Genomic DNA, 14,515 nt, shown 5'->3' with positions numbered 1-14,515 from the left:
CCGGACGAACTCCCACTCGGCATCCGACAGCTCATGTCGACGTATCACCCGCCCATGATCCACCACACAAGATCATTTGAAGACACCGCCTAGGGTGGTCAGGCGTTACCCCAGACCCCGGTGACCGTTCGATGATCCCCAAGCTCCGTTGTCCACGGGGCTGTCGCACCAGGACCTGTCATGGGCATCAGAGACCGGCGCCCCGCCCCCGGCCGCGTGGCACGCACCTACCTACTGCACGGCTGCACGGTGGTCGAACTCCGCGGCGACATCGACCCGGCCACCGCGCCCGAGGTCCGGGCGCAGCTGGACGCCGCGACTCTCCCCGCTGCAGCTCGCGTGGTCGTGGACCTGCGGTCGGCACAGTTCATCGACTGCACCGCGATCGCAGTGCTCTGCCGGGCCCGCCGACGCGCCCTGGAATCCCACGGACATCTGACACTGCTCTGCACCCGGGCCTGGCACCTGCGGATCCTTAAGGCGGCCGGACTCGATGCGGTGTTCCAGCCGGTCGCCACGATGCAGGACGCCCTCACCCAGCAGCACCGCGGCCCGGCACGATCCACACCAGCGACTCGCCGCCCCCGGCCACCTTGATGCAGCGGCGCCCTCGGCCCCCTCCCGCGGAGACCGAGAACACCGCCGACACCCGGGCCGCCCCGTCAGGGGCGGTGCCGGGTGGACAGGTCGTGCGCCAGCGCCTCTCGTAGCGCCAAGAGCGCGGGAAGATCGGCATCCTCCAGTACGAAACGTTCCAGGAGGTGTCCAACGCGCCAGTGCCTGCCCTGCTGCACCGCCTCAACGATCTCCGCTATCGCTCTGCGCTGGCCCTCGGAGGGGGAGTTGTTCACTAGGAACCCCGCAGAGCCGCAGGACCGAAACCGGTCCGTGCCCCCACTCTCCTCCCTCTGAGGGGAAAGACCCCTGACATATCCCCGGAACCTTCCGGGTTCCTCTCACAGCGTCATCGAACCCAACGACGGCGATGGCCATGAGCAATGGCGGGATCCCAGCCGTCTTCGACACGGCGAGACAACTACAGAACCCTCCGTGCCTATCAGGGACACGGACCAAGCGGCTCCTCCGTTCAGCTCGCCGGGGAGGAGTCCGCCCGATCCGCGACCAGATCGAACTCCGCGCCTGACGCGTCTTGCTCGCGCTCACCGACAACGAAGAGTGGGACGATCACGCCCGGAGCTCCGCCAGCGGCGACACACCCCGGGATTCAGCAATCCGATCCGCTCACCGCATCTTGCCTACCCCCTGGTCGCCGAGCTGCCCGGGAGCGAACCTGGAACGGGACGGGACAGCGTCCGCGGTGGACTGCCCGCTCTGCCCAGAGATCACGGCCGGAGTCGGGATGGACGTTCTCACGAAGACCTTGGGGCCCCAGGCGGGTCGTCCATGGTGGAGAACCAAGAAGAAGGTCCTGGAGCGTGCCGCGCGGCTGACAGGCGATCCGGCGTGGCGTGAGCGGGCTCTGGGCTGGATCGAGGAGTATCGCGCCGCACAGGGGCACGGGCCGAGCTGGAGGCGGTTTTGGGCAGAACCCTGCCTGTGGCCAGCCGACACGAGCGCGGCCCTGCTGAATACGGTGATGCGCCAGCTCAGTAAGGCCGGATACCTCGACGGCATGAAGACTCCCTTCGGGCTGTGCCGGGGCACGCCCGGCGAGCGGCGGTAGTTCAGCCTCAGCGAGCTGGAATTTTGGACGAAGTTCCGCGTTCGGGCGTGGGCGTCCGCACCGCTGGCTAGCGTCTTCGTCTGACCGCTGTACGACGAGAGGACCGCCGATGTCCGACCTGCCGATCCCGACGCGGCTGTCGCCGATCCGTGACGATCACGCTTGGCACTTCCCGGACATCAACGGCCACCGCACGCACGTACGGCTACGCGTGTGGCCGACCAACGACGGCGGACACCTGGTGATCGCCACCGATCTTCAGCTGGGCGCAGGGCTGATCAACGCGGCCGAAAGTCTGGTGCGGACCTGTGCGCGGGAGTTCGGCTCGCCGGTGACGGTGGTACGGCACTACCCGCCGTATGGGCTGCCGGCCCCCGATCACGACTCCTTCGATGTGCTGCCGTTGGACGAGCGCGGCATCGCACGGCCGAAGCGGTGCACCGAGGAGATCCTGGAGCTGCTCGGGGCGAGCGTGGTGGGCTTCCCCGGGGACGCCCCGCCCGGCCCGGCCGACGCCGATGCCCCGCTGGTGGGGCCGCAGAGTGTCCAGATGGCCCGGCTGGTGGCCGCCTCCCTGCGGCTGACCCAGACTCGTACGACCGAGCGGCGCCCCGACGGCTTTCCGACGAAGTCGGGGCCGGTGGCCGGACGGGATCTCGACGCGATCAGTCAGCTCCGCCTGACTACCCCGGTGCTGAACCACCTCTCCCGCTTCATCGGCGAGATCGTCGTCGACCACGACGGCACGGCAGCCGGCGCCAAGCGGGAGAAGAAGCTGACCAAGGTCGTGGAAGCGCTCCAGAGGCACGCGTGGGAGCTGACGGAACTGTGCGACGAACTGCTGGCCGAGGAACGCGAGCAGGGCTGACCGTCTTCTACACCCGGTGCGGCTACACCATCCACGCCCCCGGCGAAGCCGTTTCCCTCGACCGCATCGCCCAACCCTTCAGCATCGGCGTAGAAGACAGCGAGTGCCTCTTCACCCGCTGGCGCCCCGCCGCTGACCGAGCACCGCCGTACGGCGGAGGGCCCCGACGCCGCGCGGCGGTTTCTAGGGGTCATCGCAACACGTGGTCGTGTTGCTCAGGCCGTGAGTAGTTTATGCAGGCGCTCGGCTGGGGTTTCCCAGCCGAGCGTTTTGCGTGGGCGGCGGTTGAGCTGGTCGGCGACGGTGCCGAGGTGTTCACGGGTGTGGGCGGCCAGGTCGGTGCCTTGGGGGAAGTACTGCCGCAGCAGGCCGTTGGTGTTCTCGTTCGAGCCGCGCTGCCAGGGGCTGGCCGGGTCGCAGAAGTAGACCGGCACATCCGTGGCAATGGTGAACTCGTGGTGACGGCTCATTTCGCTGCCCTGGTCCCAGGTCAGGGACCGCTTCAGATGCGCGGGAAGGTGCCGCACAGTCTCCTGGAGCGCGTCGCGGACCTGCTGGGCGCTGCGGCCGTCCGGCAGGTGGACGAGCATCACGTAGCGGGTGGCCCGCTCGACCAGGGTGCCGATGGCGGAGGCGCTGTCCTTGCCAATGATCAGGTCGCCTTCCCAGTGGCCGGGCACCGCCGACGCCCACGCCGCCACGCTGCGCCTCCGCCTCGGCGCCACCCTGGCCACCGCCCGCCGCCACGGCCTGAGCCGCAAGAACCTGGAAAGAACGAGCATCCAGTGCCAAGGGGCCCTGGCCGGCGGGCCGCTCGCCTACCGCGACCTGCAAGGCCGGATGCTCAAGGAGCAGTCCCAACCGGCGGTTGAAGCGGTGCGGCTGGGCATCAAGTGGGCCTGGGAGTCTGGCCGGACCACCTGCCGCAATACTGCTCCCTCACCGCGAGCAACGCGAGTTCGCACTGATCGAGCATGCCCACCCGGCAACCCTCCTCGCCGACCCCGACATCACCGCTGCGACCGCGCGCCTCATCCGCCGCTACCTTCATGCCTACGCTCCGGCCTCCACTGCGGACCTGCTGTGGTGGACGGGGCTCAGCCAAGCCGAGATCACCCCCGCCCTGGCCACCCTGCGCCCCGCCATCACGCATGTGCGCGTCGAAGGGCTGCTCGACGACCTCCTCACACTGACTGAGGACATCGACCAAATCCGCGCCGCGCCACCCCTACCAGCGGACCATGTACGGCTGCTCGCCTTCGAAGACCCCGGCTTGAAGGGGTACTTCGCCACTCTCGACCGCTACCGAGACGGAGCTCACCACGCCCAAGTGTTCAACCCGATCGGCGAAGTCCACGCCGCCATCACCCTCGCCGGCCGGATCGTCGGCACCTGGAACTGGGACAAGAAGACCCGCACCGTGCAGCACAGCTCCTCACGCGGCTCTCACACCCAGTGATGAGGAAAGTCCGCCTCCGCCTGGACCAGGCCGAAGCCTTCCTGGACACCGAACCCGGCTGACCTGTTCCTCCGAAGGGCGCAAAAGACTCGGCCAGCCCCCGCGGCCGCGCCGTAATCGGTGGTTTCACCGGACTCACGAGAAACGCCCTCACCGTGACAGCACCCCTCACCGTCCAGCGCCACCGCCGGATCATCGACGTCCACCTGCTGCTGATCCGCGACAGCCGGGTCCTGCTCAGCCTGCGCCAAGGCGGATACGCCTCCGGGCAATGGCAGGTCCCCTCCGGCCACCTCGAAGCAGACGAACCCACCGACCACGGCACCGTCCGCGAAGGATGGGAGGAGATCGGCGTACGGGTCGACCCGGACCACCTGGAACTGGCCCACGTCATCGATCACCGTGCCCCCGGAGAAGACCCCCGCTTCGGCATCTTCTACCGGGCTCACGCGTGGGACGGCGAACCGCACAACGCCGAGCCCGACAAATGCGGTTCCCTTTCGACGGCATCCCTGAGCAGACCGTTCCTTACCACGCTGCGGCGCTGCGCCACATCGCGCCGGCCGCATCAGCAGCAAATACGGCTGGGATCGCGGGCTTTGAGCTGCCCCGACGTACAACCGAGATCGGCGCTGAATTGTGCGATACCTCATGTGACCGTTAGACCCTCCAATGCTGCACGGATTTCGGTTGTCGGTGTACCCGAGACCGTGGATTCTCCTCCGCGCGGGAGACGAGGGAGAGACGCTCCGGGTATCGCGTAGCCCCTGCAACACCGCGCCTGGAGTGCGTCCCGGTCACCGGCATGCAAGAGGGCGTCTGGCGGGGTCTCCGGCGTCTTCCGCCCATGCCTGCGGCGGACGACTACCGTTTCGCGAGCCTACCCCTGCGGGACGGGGGCACCACGCCTGCGGGGAGGACGCTCCCAGCCGACCTCGGACAACGCCCCCTGCGGGCCGCAAGCGCGCGGTACCGCAGGCTGCGCGGCGGGCGTGGGCGAATCCACTTGGTGGGCGGTCAGGTAGTGCGCAATGGCGCGCTCGGCCTGCGGAATGACAACGGGACGATCCGCGACCTTCGCTTGCTGCGGCTTTCCCCCCCACGCATTCGCCCACGGCAGACGAGAAAGGCCCTGAAAAGACTGGAACCCTCTCCGGTGCTATGTCAACGTATGACACCCCCGGCCCACAACGCAGCGGGCCGGGGAGTAACCGATGAGGAGTCTCTCCTGTCTCTGCATGTTATCCGGTCTGTTCAAGTAACCACCTCAGTCTTCTTTGGGTTCGCTCAAACGCACTCGGACTGTGCTGCACTTTCGTGCACCCTTTTGTTGCGCGCCTGCATTGTTGGCCTCTCCGAAGGTGACTTTGTGCAGTGCGGCCCCCTCCCATCGTTGTGCGCGAGGCGTGAATGCCTCTGCGGGGCAGATCGACTGGTCGGGGAACAGATGGGCTCGGGGTACGTGAGGGGTTAGCTGCTGTCACCGCAGGTGGCGGGGGGACGTCGCCGGGGCCCAGAACCTGTGGTGGGTGCCGGCCAACCGGGTACTGCCGGTGCAGCAGCGCCTGCCGGACGGCTCCTGGCTCTCCGCGATCCATGCGCAGACCGACGGCAAGAAGAACCATCCCGTGCGGGTGCGGGTGATCGCCTACCGGCTCCAAGGGGTTCCCGGTGCCGAGCCGGACGGATACCAACTGGTCACCGACCTGCTGAACGCCGGGCGGTATCCGGCCCGCGAGCTGGCGGAGCTCTACCGAGAACGCTGGGAGATCGAGTCCGTCCTCGGTGAGATCAAGATCCACCAGCGCGGTGCCCGGGTGGTGCTGGCGAGCAAGACGCCCGACGGAGTACGCCGGCAGATCTGGGCCCACCTGCTGGTCCACCACGCTCTGCGCGAAGTGATGGCCAGAACCGCGGCCACACACGGCGTCGATCCCGACCGCATCTCCTTCACCGACACCCTGCGGGCCGCCCGGCGGAGTGTCACCACTACACCGGGCGTCTTTTCCCCCTGATCTCCTGGTCACCGCACTCGGACACCTCCGTGACGACCTCCTGGCCCGCTTGCTGCCGCCGCGACGGCCCCGCAGCCAGCCCCGCGTCATCAAACGCAAGGTGTCCAACTACCGGCTCAAACGCGCCGAACACCACCACTGGCCCCAGCCCACCCAGGCCCCGACCGAAACCATCGCCATCCACACACCAAGACCACCACACACATAACGCAACGGCATGACTCTGTTGGCGATCTTGTCGGGGTCAGTTGGGGGCGATGCAGAGGGCGTGGAAGTGGCTGGGTGCCCGCCGGGGGCGAACTGGGTCGGCGATCCAGTCGGCGACGCGGGTGACGTTGCAGGCCAGTGCGGTCAGGATGTGCTGGACGTGGGTCTTTGGCAGGCCGCGGTAGCGGGTGCGTCGCAGACCGCAGGCGCGGACGTTCTGGGAGAGGGTGGCTTCGATGCCGGCACGGATCGCGTACCGGCGCTGCCAGGTCTTGGTGTGCTGATCGAGACGGTTGCGCTGCTGGATCTCGTGCAGTTCGCGGGTGGGCAGCAGCGCAAGTGAGCGCGGAGCGCTGACCGCGTCGGTGCACTGTGGGCGGACGGGGCAGGCCTGGCAGGTGGCTTTGTCGAACTTGACCTGGATGTAGTCGTGGCCGCTGATACGCAGGGGCCGCCATTCCCGGCTGGGGTTGCCCTGAGGGCAGGTGGCTTGACGGTCTTCCCAGCCGATCGTGAAGGCGGCCTTATCGAACCCGGCCCCGCTTTTGGCCTGGTGGCTGTAGTCGGGCACGACCGGGCCGAGCAGGGTGATGCCGTGCATCCGCTGGGCGCGTTCGATCTGCGTGGGGCTGACGTAGGCGGCGTCGACCGCGTGTTCGGCCGGGGCCAGGTCGATCGCCGCGAGATCGTCGTGGATCTGGGCGGTGAGTCCGCTGTCCTGGACCGGGGCGATCGTGGTGGCCGCGTGCACGACCACCTCCGGCAGTTCTGAGGTACACGTCTCGGTGAAGTGGGTGCGGTAGCCGGACCAGGCTGTGTCCCGCTTGACGCAGTAGTGTGCATCGGTGTCATACGGGGAGTCGAACCGCAGGGAGGCGGGCGGCAGCGTGTGACCGTCGCGCCAGCGCAGATGCCCGCGGGCATCCCAATAGTAGTGGTGCAGCCAGACCCGGCGCAGGATCTCCACTTGCGTCAGCGTCCGGAGCCGGGGCGGGGTGTCGGCCGCCCACGCGGCGGTGAGGATCTTCTGTCCGTCCCGGCCGAAAGCCTCGGCCAGGGCGACGACCCCGACCTTCCCACCGGGAATCTTGCCGAGCTCCACCTTGCGCCCGTAACGCTTGTCCCACTCCGGCTCGACCAGCGGCAGCAGCCAGTCCGGGTCCGCTTGAGCGAGCTCTTCCAGGGCAGCCCGCAGGCTCTCGCCGGCCAGTTCTAGCCGGCTGAGCGTGCGCACCGCAGCGAGCACGTGGGTCGCGTCGGTGCGCTGTCGGCCACCGGCTTTGAGCAGTCCCGCCTCGGTCAGCCGGTGCAGCATCACCTGCAGCAGCCGGTCCGCTGCGTCACTTGGGCAAGTCGCGCCCGGAACTCGCACAGCACCGAGTGATCGAAGCCGGGATCGTCCAGTTCGAGGCCCAGGGCGTACTTTCAGTCGATCCTGGTGCGGACCGCGTTCGCGGCCGTGCGGTCCGACAGGTTCTCCGCGAACTGCAGCACCGACACCAGCGCCAACTGCCCGGGCGACAAGCCCGGCCGCCCATCCCTCGGATACAGCTCCGCGAATTCCTCGTCGACGAACACCACATCCAGCCGATCCCGCATCAGCATCGCCGGAGTGCCCTTCGGGCACGCCGCCCATGCCGTCAGTACCGTCCGCGTCGGGATCTGCTGGTAACTCCTGGCCCGCAACGACATCCCCAACCCTCTCCCCGAGAACCCACCCCGCCTCGCTCCAGCGAACCGCCGGACAGACGACCTGTCAGCCCATGCACAAGATCGCCAACAGAGTCACGGCATTGCGCCTAGACCAGAGGGCACGGAAGCTCGGAATGGGCACGGTTCGGTGAGCAGGTCACCAGGGCCGCCGACAGGAACAGGGCTCCTCGGAGAGAGAACCAGAGGGCAACATCCTCCGCGAGGCCCCCGCGCCAAAGGACGTATTCCGGTTCATCCATTTAAAGCCACCGATCCCACCCCTCCTAGCCGAGAACCGACCCTCACCCATTACTCACTGTGACCACTTGGTGTAGATCTCAGGCTCCCAACTACCGCCAGAAACGCGGCGCAGCACCGCGAGCGAACTGACGACGGCAGGCGTGGTCTCGGCGAAAGGGCGCAGCCCCGTAGTTCGCGAAGCCTCCAGACGCGGGCTGTGGCGGGTGTGCTGCACGTGCAGCACAGTTCCGGTTCGAGTGGGATCGAGGAGGACTCAGCTGGATCGAATCAGTGGGTTCTGTCCGACTTTCTAGAAAACCGCAGGTGAGAAGCGTCATCCTGACGGGTTCAATCCCACCGCTACCGCTCGAAGAGAACCGCCCCTGACCTGCGAAAACAGGTCGGGAGCGGTTTTTTGTTCCCGTCCCGTGCAGCACGCCCCCCTCGTACGGAGGTGGATGTGGCTTACATACGGGGCCAGGCCCAGGGAAGTCGAACCCGAAATCGCTACCTATCCGATCTGCGGGTTCGCCGGCAAACCGGGCCAAGCACACCACGCACCTCGCCGCTCGCGAGAACCCCGAAGGGATCAACGCCTTCCTCGCCTCCCTGCCCGCAGCAGCCTGATCAGGACACCAACACGATGGCAGGGACCGCACACGTGACGGCCGCTCCCGCCTGGGTCCTGAAGTTCATGGACGCCATCGACAGCCTGGAGTTCGGTGAGGGTTTCGCGCCGCTGACCGAGGACACCGACATGTTCTTCGGCACCGAGCGCATCCACGGCGTGGAGGCCATCAAGGCGTTCTTCGTCAAGCTCGACGAGCCATTGAACATCACCCACGAGGTGCCGGAGTACTGGACCGCGGGCGACGGCGTCCGCCTGCTGCGCGGCGAGGCCACCATGGCCAAGAAGAGCGCGCCGGACCAGGTGGTGCGCGCCCCGTTCATGCACATCTTCTATCTCGACCAGGAAGCGCCGGTCCGCGTCCGCACACTCTGCATCACCGCGGGCCCGCTTCAGACCGACGCCGTGATGTGACCACGGCGGGCTTCGCTTCTTGCCGGGCGCGGAACACGGCCCTCGACGGGTCCGGAGGACCCACCTCGGCCCGATCCGCACTGTTCCCGCAGTTCTCAGCTCCACCGAACGAAGACCCCTTTCTTGGTTCGGAGAAGAGATCGTGGCGGCCAAGCCGGAGGAACGCGAGGCCGGAACGCCCGGGGCGCGATCCGCCGGCCCGCGGATGGAATCACCGCAGGGTGTAGCCGCCGTCGGGATAAAGGGTGGAACCGGTCGTGAAGCCATTGGTGAAGAGGAACATCACAGCGTGGGCGATGTCGTCCTCGGTGCCCAGCCGGTGCAGGACCGTGTCCCTGCGGTACTGCGCGAAGGCGCCTTCACGGTCTGCGGCCGGACGCTGCGCCCAGAGGTTGCCGTCGATGGTGCCGGGCGAGACGACGTTGACGCGGACCGGTGCGAGTTCGAGGGCCAGCCCTCGCCCGAGTCCTTCGATCGCCGCGTTGCACGCGGCATAGGCGGGTGCGGGCGCCGGGGGCCGGGCGCCCGCGGCACCGGACATCAGCACCACGGAGCCATCCGCCGACAGCTTGGGCGCGGCACGTCGCACGGCGTGGTACTGCCCCCAGAACTTGGAGGTGAACGGGCTCGCCGCCGCCTCGTCGCTCAGCTCCAGCATCGGGCCCACCTGGTAGGAGGCAGCGGAGGTGAACAGGTGGTCCACGCGGTCGAGTTCCGCGAAGAACGCCGCGAGCGAGGCGCCGTCTGTGACGTCCACGGTCCGCCAGGTCGCCGAGTCACCCACCCGCTCCGCCGCGGCGGCCAGGCGCGCGGGCGTGCGACCTCCCAGGACGACGTGAGCACCGGCTGCGGCCGCACGATGCGCGACCCGCAGCCCGATGCCCGAACCACCGCCGATCAGTACGACCGTGCGCCCTTCGAGGCGCCCGTCGTGGCGGGTTTCAGCATCAAGAGGCAACTGACTCATGGCGATTCCTTGTCGGTGCAGCGCATATACGTGATCAATATCCAGCAACCCACCGACGAGTGGCCCTATTCCACCGCGCCTTCCTGGTGGCGAACGGCGGTGCCACCGACCAAGACCTTCACCGATCCGCGACTGTGCGCTGCCATCGTCGGCCGCCTCACCTTCGGCGGCGACACCACCGATACCGGCACCGACCCCTACCGCCTCGCCAGCACCCGACAACAGGCCCCGAAGGCCCTCGAATACGGCTGACCCCGCGCATGCACGCCGCAGGGCCCACTGGAGAGATCAGGGGCGGTGGGCCACGTGGATACGAAACCGGTCAGGCAGGCTCTCATGCGGCACAGGGCCGAGCAGATGTTCCCGGCCACCGGGAATCCGGCATCCGGGTTTTGGCCACGAACGCCGCTGCGGCAGCCCCCACCTGGACGCGCAGCGCATGAGCAGCCAACAACCAGCGCATGCTCGCGGCTGTCCGAGCCGACCTGCGGAGGCTCGACGACGCTTCTTCCTGAAGAGGCCGGGCAGCCTGACCGGCTGCAGCGCGGCGGCACCCGGCTCCCATCGACGCTACGCGTCTTCGGGCCCGCCCACCGTGTGCCGCGGCTGAAGCTCAAGCCCGGGGACTGGCGAGGCCGAGGCGGGAGGCCAGCAGCCGGGCGGCGGGCGCGGGGGCGTGAGCGCCCGCCGCCCGGTCACTCCGTCGGCAGCAGCCGGAGCTGCATCGCACGGGCGACCGCGGCGGTACGGTCGGAGACTCCAAGTTTGCCGAAGCTTCTCATCAGATGGGTCTTGACGGTGCTCTCGCCGATGAACAGGCGGCGGCCGACCTCGGAGTTGGTACATCCCTCGGACACCAGCCGCAGGACCTCCAGCTCCCGCTGTGACAGCTGCGGCCGCTCCGGCTCGCCACCGCGCAGCTTCGAAACGAGCGCCGCCGCCACTGTGGGGGCGAGCACGGTCTCGCCCCGTACAGCGGCTCGGGCGGAGTCGGCGAGGTCGCGGCTGGAGGCGTCCTTGAGAAGGTAACCGGCGGCTCCTGCTTCGACGGCGCGTAGGATGTCGCGGTCCGTCTCGTACGTGGTGAGCACCACGACGCGGGTGCCGGAGTCCTCGGCGAGGATCTGCCGGGTGGCCTCCACGCCGTCGCCGCCGGGCATCTTCAGGTCCATCAGCACGAGGTCGGGCTTCAAGCGCGCACACAGCGCGACGCCCTCGGGACCCGACGACGCGCTGCCGACCACCTCCAGGTCGGGCTGGACGTCGAGCATGCCGCGCAGTCCCTCCCGCACCACAGGATGGTCGTCAACGAGCAGGATGCGGATCATCGGTTGGTCTCCTGGAACGGTGCGGGACAGACGTGGGCGTTGTCGGGACAGGGCGCCGCGGTCAGCCGTACGCTGAGCCGGGTTCCCTCGCCGGGAGCGCTGGTCAGCTGTGTCGTACCGCCGATCTCCATGACCCGGGCGCGCATGCCGGGCAGGCCGTAGCCCGTGGCCGAGGCGGTGGGTGAGAAGCCGCGCCCGTTGTCCCGCACCGTGAGCTCCAGGCTGGTGGGGGTGTAGGTCAGGGCAAGCTCGACGTGTGAGGCGTCGGCGTGCTTGCGGACGTTGGACAGGGCCTCCTGAGAGGCGCGCAGGGCCACCACTTCGACGGCGGGTGGCAGGGTGCGCGGAGTGCCGGTGACCCGGATGTCCACGGTGATACCCAGTTCCTCGGCCAGTCGCTCGCCGAGGCGGCTTACGGCCTCGTCCAGGGAGTTGTTGTCCAGCTGAGCAGGGGTGAGGGAGGCGACCAGGGAGCGGGACTCGGTGAGGTTCTCACGGGCGGTCCGTTGCATCAGATCGATATAGCGGCGGGCCCGTTCGGTGGTGTGGTCCGGCTCGCCCTCCAGCGCCTGGCAGAGCATCACGAGGCTGGTGAAGCCCTGGGCGAGAGTGTCGTGGATCTCGCGGGCGAGCCGCTCACGCTCCAGCAAGGCGCCGTGCGCGACGGAGAGCCGGGCCACTTCGTCTCGGCTGTCCTCGAGCCGGCGGACCAGGTTCGCGCGCTCGGAGCTCTGCGCGGCGATGGTCTCCACCCACCCGCCGATGGTCAGCGAGGACCCGGCGACGGCGGCGGCGATCAGCATGGTGCGCAGGAAGTGCCCCGGCTCGTCCCACCATAGGGCCGCCCAGCCGAGGGCCGGGGCGAAGTTGTACACCAGCAGGAAGGTCATCGCCCGGAAGCGGGACAGCAGTAGGTAAGACAGCGGTGCCAGGGCGACCATGGCGACGGACGCCTCCTGAGCGACGATCGCTGCGGGCGTGTAGAGCACGGCCATCCCGGTACTGAAGGCGAGGGCGCGCGGGGAGTTCTCCGGGTCGTGGAGGAGGGCGGGCCGCCCGACGGCCACGTACAGCGGGGCGGACAGCAGCAGCCAGGCGTCCAGCAGCGAGATCCACGGCTCCGGTCCGTGCGAGAAGGCGACGAAGAGTTCCGCCGCCAGCAGCGCCACCGCGAAGTGAATGTCCCACATCCAGGCGTTCTGCTGCCACGCGTGTGGGGCGCGGACGCCTGGCTGTGGGGCCGCTGAGGGCACGGTCATCCGTGGCGCCGGCTCTTCCAGCGGAACGTTGTCAGGCAAAGTACCAATCCTCCGATGCACCAAGCGCCCAAGACGAGGGCGACCCGGCCGAGCTCCCAGTCTCCCGCCTGCTCCAGCACCTTCGCCTGGTCGGGCAGGAAGACCGCGCGGAATCCCTGGCACATCCACTTCAGCGGGAAGAACGAGCCGGCCTTGAGCATCCAGCCGGACATGCTGTTGATGGAGATGTAGACGCCGGAGATGAACTGGAGGATGAGGAAGGGCAGGATCAGGATCGGTGTGGCGCTCTTCGCGTCGCGCGGCACGCTGCTCATCGCGATGCCCAGCAGCGCGCAGGCGATCAGGCCCAGGAGCAGCACCCAGCTGAAGGTAAGCCATTTGCCCGGTGCCGTGGGCAGCTCCAGGTCGAAAACGGCGACGCCGACGGCGAGCAGCAGTGTGGTTTCCGCCACACCGGTCACCAGGACTAGCCACAGCTTGCCGAGGAAGTACGAGCTGCGCGGCATGGGCATGGCTCGCAGCCTGCGCAGGTTGCCCTCGTCCCGTTCAGTGGCGATGCCGATACCGATGGACTGGAAGCTGGTCGACATCAGACCTGCGCCGAGCATCGCGGCGACGTACAGCTGCGAGACGGTGATCCCTGCGCCCTGGATCTTGTCGTGGAAGATCGAGGCGAACATCGCCATCATGACGACCGGCAGGGCGAAGGTGAACGCGACCGCATCCTTGGCCCGGAAGAACTGCTTGAGCTCCAGGCCGCCGCGGAGCAGCCCGAGCCGGAAGGCGCCAGGCAGCTTGCCGCCCCCGCCGACGGGGTGTGGCCGGTTGGCTGCCGGGTCGCCCACGAGAGTCTGGGTCATGCCGCTGCCTCCTGCTCCTTGATGAGGCCGAGGTACATGTCTTCGAGAGTGGGGCGGCTGACCGCCAGCTCCGGGACCTCGCCGGTGAACTGCGCCGCAAGCTCGTGGATGACGCTGGTGGGCGTGTCCGTGTGGCACTCCCTCGGCCCCTCCGGGGCGAGCCAGGACACGGTTGCCCGTGCGCGGGCGCGCCCGCCGAGGGTGGCGGGGTCGCCCTCGGCGACGACCTTGCCCTTGACGACGACGGCCAGCCGGTCGGTGAGAGCCTCGACTTCGTCGAGGTAGTGGGAGGTGAGCACGATGGTCGTGCCGTCGTTGGCGAGCGACCGGATCAGGTGCCAGAACTGCCGCCGGGCCGCCGGGTCGAATCCGGTGGTCGGCTCGTCCAGGAACAGCAGCTCGGGGCGGCCGATGACACCGACGGCCACGTCCACGCGGCGTCGCTGGCCTCCGGAGAGCCCACTGACCCGGGCGCCTGCCTTGTCGGAGAGCCCGACGAGGTGGATGATCTCTTCGTGGTCGCGCGGGTCGGGGAAGTACCGGGCGTAGTGCCGTACGGTTTCGGCGACCGTCAGCTCGCCGGTGACGACCTCGTTCTGCCAGACGATCCCGATACGGGACTTCCACCGCCGCGAGGCGCGCCCCGGGTCCTCTCCGAGCACCTCCACCTCACCGCGGTCGCGGCTGCGGTGGCCTTCCAGGATCTCCACGGTGGTGCTCTTGCCCGCACCGTTCGGCCCGAGAATGCCGAAGATCTCGCCCCGTCGGATGTCAAGGTCGAGGTGGTTGACGGCGACGTGGTCACCGTACTTCTTGCACAAGCCCCGCGCCCGTATTGCTGTTTCTCCCATGCCTCCAGATTTCCAGCTGCGAAGGCGCGGTAGTACAACCAAG

General features: G+C 68.3%; 15 protein-coding genes and 2 pseudogenes. 8 read left to right on the top strand and 9 right to left on the bottom strand.

Translation table 11 applies throughout. The features are described 5' to 3' along the window. Nucleotides 1-180 precede the first annotated feature (180 nt). Nucleotides 181-597, top strand: a complete 417-nt coding sequence (locus ACZ53K_RS29855; RefSeq protein WP_468842458.1) for an STAS domain-containing protein — start codon at nucleotides 181-183, stop codon at nucleotides 595-597. Between the two features lie 65 nt (nucleotides 598-662). On the opposite strand, the gene ACZ53K_RS29850 is transcribed toward ACZ53K_RS29855, so the two are convergent. After that, a complete protein-coding gene (locus ACZ53K_RS29850; protein WP_468842456.1) occupies nucleotides 663-851 on the bottom strand; it encodes a hypothetical protein in 189 nt (62 codons plus the stop codon). Between the two features lie 509 nt (nucleotides 852-1,360). Between ACZ53K_RS29850 and ACZ53K_RS29845 the strand changes: the two genes are divergently transcribed. Continuing rightward, nucleotides 1,361-1,684, top strand: a complete 324-nt coding sequence (locus ACZ53K_RS29845; RefSeq protein ID WP_468842453.1) for a hypothetical protein — start codon at nucleotides 1,361-1,363, stop codon at nucleotides 1,682-1,684. Nucleotides 1,685-1,793: 109 nt separating this feature from the next. Beyond that, nucleotides 1,794-2,552, top strand: coding sequence for a hypothetical protein (locus ACZ53K_RS29840; protein WP_468842451.1), 759 nt, complete (start codon nucleotides 1,794-1,796; stop codon nucleotides 2,550-2,552). 215 nt (nucleotides 2,553-2,767) lie between these two features. Here ACZ53K_RS29840 and ACZ53K_RS29835 read toward each other — a convergent pair. Continuing rightward, a pseudogene (locus ACZ53K_RS29835) lies at nucleotides 2,768-3,235 on the bottom strand (IS30 family transposase); the annotation flags it as partial. A gap of 185 nt (nucleotides 3,236-3,420) precedes the next feature. On the opposite strand from ACZ53K_RS29835, the gene ACZ53K_RS29830 reads away from it, so the two are divergent. The 3 genes from ACZ53K_RS29830 to ACZ53K_RS29820 all read left to right on the top strand — a co-directional run bounded on the left by ACZ53K_RS29830 (nucleotide 3,421) and on the right by ACZ53K_RS29820 (nucleotide 6,026). After that, nucleotides 3,421-4,011 carry a DNA glycosylase AlkZ-like family protein gene (locus ACZ53K_RS29830; protein ID WP_468842449.1) on the top strand — a complete coding sequence of 197 codons (591 nt, stop codon included), beginning with the start codon at nucleotides 3,421-3,423 and terminating at the stop codon, nucleotides 4,009-4,011. A 155-nt stretch (nucleotides 4,012-4,166) separates the two neighbouring features. Next, complete coding sequence (locus tag ACZ53K_RS29825) at nucleotides 4,167-4,775, top strand: NUDIX domain-containing protein (protein WP_468842446.1); 609 nt, start codon at nucleotides 4,167-4,169, stop codon at nucleotides 4,773-4,775. A gap of 765 nt (nucleotides 4,776-5,540) precedes the next feature. Then, a complete protein-coding gene (locus ACZ53K_RS29820) occupies nucleotides 5,541-6,026 on the top strand; it encodes a transposase (RefSeq protein ID WP_468842443.1) in 486 nt (161 codons plus the stop codon). A 244-nt stretch (nucleotides 6,027-6,270) separates the two neighbouring features. On the opposite strand, the gene ACZ53K_RS29815 is transcribed toward ACZ53K_RS29820, so the two are convergent. Further along, entirely contained in the window at nucleotides 6,271-7,548 is a 1,278-nt protein-coding gene (locus ACZ53K_RS29815; RefSeq protein WP_468842440.1) for a transposase, read from the bottom strand. A 110-nt stretch (nucleotides 7,549-7,658) separates the two neighbouring features. Then, on the bottom strand, nucleotides 7,659-7,925 hold the full coding sequence (locus ACZ53K_RS29810) for a transposase (protein ID WP_468842438.1): 267 nt from the start codon (nucleotides 7,923-7,925) through the stop codon (nucleotides 7,659-7,661). 883 nt (nucleotides 7,926-8,808) lie between these two features. On the opposite strand from ACZ53K_RS29810, the gene ACZ53K_RS29805 reads away from it, so the two are divergent. Continuing rightward, the gene (locus ACZ53K_RS29805) at nucleotides 8,809-9,207 is read left to right on the top strand and encodes a nuclear transport factor 2-like protein (RefSeq protein WP_468842436.1); all 399 of its coding nucleotides are present in this window, start codon (nucleotides 8,809-8,811) and stop codon (nucleotides 9,205-9,207) included. Between the two features lie 211 nt (nucleotides 9,208-9,418). On the opposite strand, the gene ACZ53K_RS29800 is transcribed toward ACZ53K_RS29805, so the two are convergent. Further along, nucleotides 9,419-10,174, bottom strand: a complete 756-nt coding sequence (locus tag ACZ53K_RS29800) for an SDR family oxidoreductase (RefSeq protein WP_468842434.1) — start codon at nucleotides 10,172-10,174, stop codon at nucleotides 9,419-9,421. Nucleotides 10,175-10,282: 108 nt separating this feature from the next. On the opposite strand from ACZ53K_RS29800, the pseudogene ACZ53K_RS29795 reads away from it, so the two are divergent. After that, nucleotides 10,283-10,426 (top strand): annotated as a pseudogene (locus tag ACZ53K_RS29795) (IS21-like element helper ATPase IstB); the annotation flags it as partial. A 443-nt stretch (nucleotides 10,427-10,869) separates the two neighbouring features. Here ACZ53K_RS29795 and ACZ53K_RS29790 read toward each other — a convergent pair. From ACZ53K_RS29790 to ACZ53K_RS29775, 4 genes are read right to left on the bottom strand one after another with little or no spacing between them, the layout of a single operon-like run. Further along, nucleotides 10,870-11,502: a response regulator gene (locus tag ACZ53K_RS29790; protein WP_468842431.1), complete on the bottom strand. Its 633-nt coding sequence runs from the start codon at nucleotides 11,500-11,502 to the stop codon at nucleotides 10,870-10,872. Further along, the gene (locus ACZ53K_RS29785) at nucleotides 11,499-12,761 is read right to left on the bottom strand and encodes a sensor histidine kinase (RefSeq protein ID WP_468842429.1); all 1,263 of its coding nucleotides are present in this window, start codon (nucleotides 12,759-12,761) and stop codon (nucleotides 11,499-11,501) included. Before ACZ53K_RS29785 ends, ACZ53K_RS29790 begins: the two co-directional genes overlap by 4 nt. Next, nucleotides 12,758-13,621: an ABC transporter permease gene (locus ACZ53K_RS29780; RefSeq protein ID WP_468842426.1), complete on the bottom strand. Its 864-nt coding sequence runs from the start codon at nucleotides 13,619-13,621 to the stop codon at nucleotides 12,758-12,760. The genes ACZ53K_RS29785 and ACZ53K_RS29780 overlap by 4 nt, the downstream gene beginning before the upstream one ends. Continuing rightward, nucleotides 13,618-14,472 (bottom strand): ABC transporter ATP-binding protein, encoded by an 855-nt coding sequence (locus ACZ53K_RS29775; RefSeq protein ID WP_468842424.1) that lies wholly within the window; start codon nucleotides 14,470-14,472, stop codon nucleotides 13,618-13,620. The genes ACZ53K_RS29780 and ACZ53K_RS29775 overlap by 4 nt, the downstream gene beginning before the upstream one ends. Between the last annotated feature and the right edge of the window lie 43 nt (nucleotides 14,473-14,515).

This window comes from Streptomyces sp. NPDC033221, assembly GCF_055577005.1.
The sequence above is the reverse complement of the archived record's forward strand: the minus strand, read 5'-3'. Positions and strand labels throughout refer to the sequence as shown.

What these genes read in the sequence shown, in the direction of transcription:
- ACZ53K_RS29855 (WP_468842458.1), top strand. Translation starts at nt 181, where the DNA reads ATGGGCATCAGAGACCGGCGCCCCGCCCCCGGCCGCGTGGCACGCACC.
- ACZ53K_RS29845 (WP_468842453.1), top strand. Translation starts at nt 1,361, where the DNA reads ATGGACGTTCTCACGAAGACCTTGGGGCCCCAGGCGGGTCGTCCATGG.
- ACZ53K_RS29840 (WP_468842451.1), top strand. Translation starts at nt 1,794, where the DNA reads ATGTCCGACCTGCCGATCCCGACGCGGCTGTCGCCGATCCGTGACGAT.
- ACZ53K_RS29815 (WP_468842440.1), bottom strand. Translation starts at nt 7,548, where the DNA reads ATGCTGCACCGGCTGACCGAGGCGGGACTGCTCAAAGCCGGTGGCCGA.
- ACZ53K_RS29810 (WP_468842438.1), bottom strand. Translation starts at nt 7,925, where the DNA reads ATGTCGTTGCGGGCCAGGAGTTACCAGCAGATCCCGACGCGGACGGTA.
- ACZ53K_RS29805 (WP_468842436.1), top strand. Translation starts at nt 8,809, where the DNA reads ATGGCAGGGACCGCACACGTGACGGCCGCTCCCGCCTGGGTCCTGAAG.
- ACZ53K_RS29800 (WP_468842434.1), bottom strand. Translation starts at nt 10,174, where the DNA reads ATGAGTCAGTTGCCTCTTGATGCTGAAACCCGCCACGACGGGCGCCTC.
- ACZ53K_RS29790 (WP_468842431.1), bottom strand. Translation starts at nt 11,502, where the DNA reads ATGATCCGCATCCTGCTCGTTGACGACCATCCTGTGGTGCGGGAGGGA.
- ACZ53K_RS29785 (WP_468842429.1), bottom strand. Translation starts at nt 12,761, where the DNA reads ATGACCGTGCCCTCAGCGGCCCCACAGCCAGGCGTCCGCGCCCCACAC.
- ACZ53K_RS29780 (WP_468842426.1), bottom strand. Translation starts at nt 13,621, where the DNA reads ATGACCCAGACTCTCGTGGGCGACCCGGCAGCCAACCGGCCACACCCC.
- ACZ53K_RS29775 (WP_468842424.1), bottom strand. Translation starts at nt 14,472, where the DNA reads ATGGGAGAAACAGCAATACGGGCGCGGGGCTTGTGCAAGAAGTACGGT.